Raw genomic sequence first — 5,731 nt, 5'->3', positions numbered from 1 at the left:
GGTGACAGACGCACTGCGGTGCTTCAGGACTCGCCACACCACTCAAGCAATACTCATCCCAGAACAGCGAGGTGTCCAAACTCAGGTACAGGCACGCTTCAGCCCAATCCGCTAACGCTGCCTGAATCAACGGCTTATACAGTGGGTGAACGTTCAGACGACTGTTGTGCAGCCAACGACTGAGCCGTCGTTGTTTGCTTTGCACCTGCACGCCTCGACAGGGGACATAGGGCAGCCACCGCGTCAGGTTGACCTCTCCACGCTGGAGTAAGGCGATGACCATCCACAGGCAGGTCGTCAGATGCCCACGATGCGCCCAGGGTAACGATTGACCCAGCCAAGTGTTCAAGGCATTGTAGAGAGGGGAGTTCACAACATCTATGCTTAGAACGCTGGCTCCCCTCTCTCTCCTTGGATCTCTGAAACTACCGCACCGCAAGCTGTCTAGCAGCTTCTAGACAACTTTTGTCAGTCAACCAAGTTCTGCTTGCCACTGTAGTAACGTTTCTGTTTTTTTAGACGTTCAATTTCAACTTCACCTGCGTCTACGATAAACACCTTCCATTCCCATCCAGGCTGGTACAACTGCCGTTGGCTGGGCAAACGAAACTTGCCGCACTTGATCAAGAGGTCTTCCACTTTCCTGATAATGCGTCCGACTGTGGTTTCATGCAGTCCCCAACTTGCGCCAATGTGAAACTGGCTGCGGTATTCCCGCCAATATTCCAATGCCACTCGCAATTGGTCTTCCACGCTCAGTTTGTTTTGTCCGCCCCGCTTTCCCTGTCGTTCTAGTTGGGGACGGAACACATCGACTTGGCGGCAGCTTCGTTGCTGCTGCCGCTGGCGATCGCGGTCGCGACTTGGAGGCGTTGGTCTTTCGTGTATCCAGACATAAGGCTCAAAACCTGGTAGTTTGCGGCATTTGGCGGAAGTGAGGGCGCTTCGGGCAGCGTGGCTTGATCCGCAGGGCGCGTTCCTCGACCGCAACGGTGTAGTCAGCGCGGCGGAATTGGGCGATCGCTCTGCGGACTTCGGGCGGCAGTTGATTAGACATTAACCTTCTCTTTAGTTTGCCCAGCAGGGGCGATCGGGTTCGTCAGCAGTGCGGTGCTGCACCAGAATTTGTGCGTGTCTTTCCCGCTCTGCGCTCTGACCAAGCAGAATGCAGCGCGGCATTTCAAAACGGTGATGGCTTTTTCGCCTAATTGATATTTGTCGCCGGGGCGTGGCATGGCAGCAGGGCGTAATTGGGGCTGCCCGCTGGGGTTTGCTCGATTTTAGCCTAGCGGTCGAAAGGGCGATCGCCCCTGTTTTTTGCTGCAAGGTTAGCCAGTGTTAGCCACATGAGCCAGTTTGTTAGCCAGTTGTTAGCCACCTTCAAAACTGGCTAACAACTTCAAACCCTTTATTTTCAAGGCTTTCACTCTCCAGAGTTAGCAACATGAGCCAGTTTTACCAATAAATGAAAAAATCAAAAAGCAAAAAGAGAGTGTAGACCGTAAAACGGTCATAGTTTTGGTCTAAATCTGTGATGAATTTCCTAAAACTGCCTGAAATCAATGGCTTTCGATTTCGGCTCTAGGAGTCGAGCCGCGCCAGTCCCGTAAGGCTAAAAAGCCTCCACGCCAAGTTTCTAGACACGTTTCCCAGACAGGTTTTCTAGGAAAAACTTCCCAGGTACGTCCTTGCTGGCTCACTCCTGAGCCTCAATCTCTAGCGTGGTATGGAGTTCTGAGCTTGCGCCGATGCCTGTTTTGAGCGTGCCGCTGAGGGGGGCTGCATCCCGGTAGCTGGAGCTGGCCACTAGGGCAATGTAGCGATCGCCCACTGCCAGATTCTGCGTTGGGTCATAGCCGCGCCAGCCCGCGCCAGGGAGGTACACTTCTGCCCAGGCGTGCAGTTCGGGATCGTTGCCTGCGTCGGCTTCCTGATAGCCGCTAACGAACCGCGCCGCCAGCCCCACAGCCCGACACACTTCCGTAAATAGCACCGTCAGGTCGCGGCAAGACCCCGCCTCTTTGCCCCAGGTGACGCTCGGCGGAAACGGCTCGCCCGTCTCGCGGATGATGTGGCGACAGTTGGCATGAATTTGCTGGTTCAACTGCCAAAGGAAGGTGACGGGGTTTCCGTCCGTTTGCAGCCACAGGTCGTTGGCCAACTGGAGGGCGATCGGGTCAAGGGCGGGCAGTCCAGCCGCCGAGGTAGCCAGATAGGGCTGAAGCTGTCGATACAGCGAAATGGGATAGTCGATGGGCAGGCGGCTGGCCCAAGGTTCCAGCAAAAAGTCAAAGGGATTGGTGCGAAAGGTTTCCACCTCCGAAATCGTCGTCATCTGAAACTGCTCCAGCGGTTCATCGCCAAACGTCAGCTTGAGGACGCTATTTCCCTCCAAATCCAGGTTCTCGGCTACGCGCTCTGGCACTGGCTCTACCGTCAGCGAAAAGTTGTGCAAGATCTGCGTCACATCGCTGCGGGGCCGCAGCCGAACCCAATGCGGGGCAAGCGTTACCGGGCGATCATATCGATAAGTTGTCGTGTGGCGAATCCAATAGCGCATGGCGGCGAGCGAGGAGTTAGGACTGGCGGAATGCTGTTATCGAAGCCTGGATGATTGGGACTTTGCTGTGACTTTGATGACGCTTTGGCTGTGGGTTCGGCTGGATTTTTCCAGATTGGTCGGGGGGATACGGCAATTTCGCCTCCAAGGCTCCCAATCTCCGATCGTAGCGATGGGCAGAATCGTCCAAAATATAACTGAAGAATTTCTTTTCTGCTGTGACTCAGTTTCCGCCTCGCGACTCATCTGCTGCACCGCCCTCTGGCTTGATTCCCTTGGGAATGCAGGATACACATTTTCAGCGGGCGCGGGCCAGCCTGCGGCAAGCCATCGGACGCTATACCCAAAAGGCGCGATCGCCCCGACGAGGCGCAGGAGATGTGGAGCTTCAGGCCTCCCTCAAAACCGATTTGAACCAGCTTTCAGCGGCGCTGGACAAGCTGAATTGCAGCCTGCTAAGGATTGCAGTGTTTGGTCTGGTGAGCCGGGGCAAGTCAGCGGTGATTAACGGACTCATCGGGCAAAAGCTATTGCCGACCGGGCCGATCAACGGCGTGACCCAGTATCCCCGCTCGGTCTACTGGGCGCTGCCGGAGAGCGACCTGCGGGTGGAACTCATCGACACGCCAGGGCTGGATGAGGTGGGCGGGCAGACGCGGGCCGAGATGGCGCGGGACGTGGCTAATCAAGCCGACTTGATTTTGTTTGTGATTGCGGGCGATATCACGCGCACTGAGTATCAGGCATTGGCAGAATTGCAGGCAGCCCATAAGCCAATGCTGCTGGTGTTTAACAAGGCTGATCTGTATCCTGACCAGGATCGGGACGCGATTTACCAGAAGTTGCAAATGTTGTTTGCGGAAGGGGGCGATCGCGGTCGGCCGTTTCTCATGCCAGAGGACGTGGTGCGCGTGTCGGCGGAGCCTGCACGGGTGCAGGTGCGGGTGGAATGGCCCGACGGCAGTGTGACGCACGAATGGGAATCGCCGCCGCCCCAAATGGAAGAACTGCGGGCGCTGCTGGTGGACATTATCCAAAAGGAAGGCAAGTCGCTGCTGGCGCTAAATGCGCTGCGGCAGGCGCGAGAAACGGAGCAGGGCATCGCCCGCAAAGCCCTGAAGCTAAACCAGGAGCAGGCGGAGGAGTTGATCTGGAAATTTGCCAAGTGGAAGGCGATCGCCGTCGGCGTGAATCCGATCGCCATTCTCGACCTGATGGGCGGCGCGGTCACCGATCTGGTGATGATCCGCAATCTGGCAAAGCTCTACGGCCTGCCCATGACCAGCTTTGAGGCAGGCAAACTGCTCCAGGCGATTTTGTGGAGTTCGGGCAGTCTGCTGCTGGGTGAAGTGGGCAGCGGCTTGCTCTTGGGGGCGGGCAAGAGTGCGTCGGCGGTGGGCGCGATGTTCGACAGCGTTGGGGGTCTAATGGCCTACGGCAGTGCAGCGGTGGCTCAGGGGGCGATCGCTGGATACGGTTCCTACCGCGTAGGCAAGGCTGCCCAGGCCTACCTGGAACGCGGCTGTACTTGGGGGCCGGACGGGCCCAACACGGTAATTCAGGACATCCTCAGCCAGGTAGACGAAGATACAGTCATGTACCGACTCCAGCGGGAATTGGGCGGATAGCAAAAAACTAGGAAAAAAGTAAGAAAAGCGTAAAAAACGCCCCCCGCAATCGCAGAGGGCGCTTACAAAGTTCAGCAACTAGTCAGCAACTAATTGCCAATACCAGTCGGCAGACTAGTCGATGTCCGGCATTGCCAACACTGGCTCAGACTCGCGGTCGATACCCTTCTCGAAGCCAGCCGCCGCAGCACGGGCGCGACCCGCATGCCACAGGTGACCCACCAGGAAGAAGAACGCCAGCACAAAGTGAGACGTTGCCAGCCAGGCGCGAGGCGACACAAAGTTCACCGAGTTAATTTCGGTCGCCACACCACCCACAGAGTTCAGGGAACCCAGCGGCGCGTGGGTCATGTACTCAGCCGCGCGGCGAGCTTGCCAGGGCTGAATGTCATTCTTGATCTTGTCCAGATCCAGACCATTGGGGCCACGCAGCGGCTCCAGCCAGGGGCCCTGGAAGTCCCAGAAGCGCATGGTTTCACCGCCGAAGATGATTTCACCCGTCGGAGAGCGCATCAGGTACTTACCCAGACCCGTGGGGCCCTGAGCAGAACCCACGTTTGCACCCAAGCGCTGGTCACGGATCAGGAAGGTGAGAGCTTGAGCCTGCGACGCTTCAGGGCCAGTGGGGCCGAAGAACTCGCTAGGATAAACCGTGTTGTTGTACCAAACCATCGTGGAAGCCACAAAGCCCATCAGCGAAAGAGCACCTAGGCTATAGGAAAGGTAAGCTTCACCCGACCAGATAAAGGCACGGCGCACCCAGCCGAACGGCTTGGTCAGGATGTGCCACACACCACCTGCGATGCAGATGAAGCCGACCCAGATGTGGCCGCCGATCACGTCTTCCATGTTGTTGACGCTGACGATCCAGCCTTCGCCGCCAAAGGGAGACTTCAGCAGGTAGCCAAAAATCGTCACTGGGTTCAGCGTCGGGTTGGTGATAACGCGAACGTCACCACCACCCGGTGCCCAGGTGTCATACACACCACCGAAGAACATAGCCTTAAACACCAGCAGGAAGGCACCCAGACCCAGCAGGATCAGGTGATACCCGATGATGTTCGTCATCTGGTTCTTGTCTTTCCAGTCGTAGCCAAAGAAGGAAGAGTATTCTTCCAACGTTTCGGGGCCACGAACGGCATGATAAATCCCGCCCAGACCCAGAACAGCAGAGGAAATCAGGTGCAGCACACCCACCACAAAGTAGGGGAAGGTATCCAGCACTTCACCGCCAGGGCCCACGCCCCAACCCAGCGTTGCCAGGTGAGGCAGCAGAATTAGCCCTTGCTCATACATGGGCTTCTCAGGCACAAAGTGAGCCACTTCAAACAGCGTCATCGCGCCTGCCCAGAAGACAATCAGACCAGCGTGGGCAACATGAGCGCCCAACAGCTTTCCAGAAAGGTTGATAAGACGGGCGTTGCCAGCCCACCAGGCAAACCCGGAGGATTCCTGGTCGCGGTTTCCGGCAACCATTGAGTTACTAGAGAGCGTTACCACGGGGCAGTACCTCTTCAGGGAATACAAAGTTTTCGTGAGGCTG

The 5,731-nt window shown here is 57.0% G+C and carries 6 protein-coding genes and 1 pseudogene; 1 reads left to right on the top strand and 6 read right to left on the bottom strand.

Features of this window, described 5'->3' with window-relative positions:
• The 5 genes and pseudogenes from IGS51_RS05185 to IGS51_RS05165 all read right to left on the bottom strand — a co-directional run.
• Positions 1 to 349: pseudogene (locus tag IGS51_RS05185) on the bottom strand (transposase); the annotation flags it as partial.
• Positions 350 to 468: 119 nt separating this feature from the next.
• The gene (locus tag IGS51_RS05180; RefSeq protein WP_297076776.1) at positions 469 to 753 is read right to left on the bottom strand and encodes a transposase family protein; all 285 of its coding nucleotides are present in this window, start codon (positions 751 to 753) and stop codon (positions 469 to 471) included.
• A gap of 148 nt (positions 754 to 901) precedes the next feature.
• A complete protein-coding gene (locus IGS51_RS05175; protein ID WP_297076774.1) occupies positions 902 to 1,057 on the bottom strand; it encodes a hypothetical protein in 156 nt (51 codons plus the stop codon).
• An 11-nt stretch (positions 1,058 to 1,068) separates the two neighbouring features.
• The gene (locus tag IGS51_RS05170) at positions 1,069 to 1,326 is read right to left on the bottom strand and encodes a hypothetical protein (RefSeq protein WP_297076771.1); all 258 of its coding nucleotides are present in this window, start codon (positions 1,324 to 1,326) and stop codon (positions 1,069 to 1,071) included.
• A 370-nt stretch (positions 1,327 to 1,696) separates the two neighbouring features.
• Positions 1,697 to 2,560, bottom strand: a complete 864-nt coding sequence (locus IGS51_RS05165) for a transglutaminase family protein (RefSeq protein WP_297076769.1) — start codon at positions 2,558 to 2,560, stop codon at positions 1,697 to 1,699.
• A 281-nt stretch (positions 2,561 to 2,841) separates the two neighbouring features.
• On the opposite strand from IGS51_RS05165, the gene IGS51_RS05160 reads away from it, so the two are divergent.
• On the top strand, positions 2,842 to 4,188 hold the full coding sequence (locus IGS51_RS05160; protein ID WP_367279261.1) for a GTP-binding protein: 1,347 nt from the start codon (positions 2,842 to 2,844) through the stop codon (positions 4,186 to 4,188).
• 114 nt (positions 4,189 to 4,302) lie between these two features.
• Here the strand turns inward: IGS51_RS05160 and psbC are convergent, their stop codons facing one another.
• On the bottom strand, positions 4,303 to 5,688 hold the full coding sequence (psbC, locus tag IGS51_RS05155) for a photosystem II reaction center protein CP43 (RefSeq protein WP_068511737.1): 1,386 nt from the start codon (positions 5,686 to 5,688) through the stop codon (positions 4,303 to 4,305).
• Positions 5,689 to 5,731: the final 43 nt, after the last annotated feature.

Origin of the sequence: Thermoleptolyngbya sp. M55_K2018_002, assembly GCF_015295965.1 — a bacterium.
In the GTDB taxonomy this organism is placed as follows: domain Bacteria; phylum Cyanobacteriota; class Cyanobacteriia; order Elainellales; family Elainellaceae; genus Thermoleptolyngbya; species Thermoleptolyngbya sichuanensis.
The sequence above is the reverse complement of the archived record's forward strand: the minus strand, read 5'-3'. Positions and strand labels throughout refer to the sequence as shown.

Excerpts from the sequence above, each read along its gene's own strand:
- IGS51_RS05160 (WP_367279261.1), top strand. The coding sequence starts at position 2,842 with ATGCAGGATACACATTTTCAGCGGGCGCGGGCCAGCCTGCGGCAAGCC.
- IGS51_RS05175 (WP_297076774.1), bottom strand. The coding sequence starts at position 1,057 with ATGTCTAATCAACTGCCGCCCGAAGTCCGCAGAGCGATCGCCCAATTC.
- IGS51_RS05165 (WP_297076769.1), bottom strand. The coding sequence starts at position 2,560 with ATGCGCTATTGGATTCGCCACACGACAACTTATCGATATGATCGCCCG.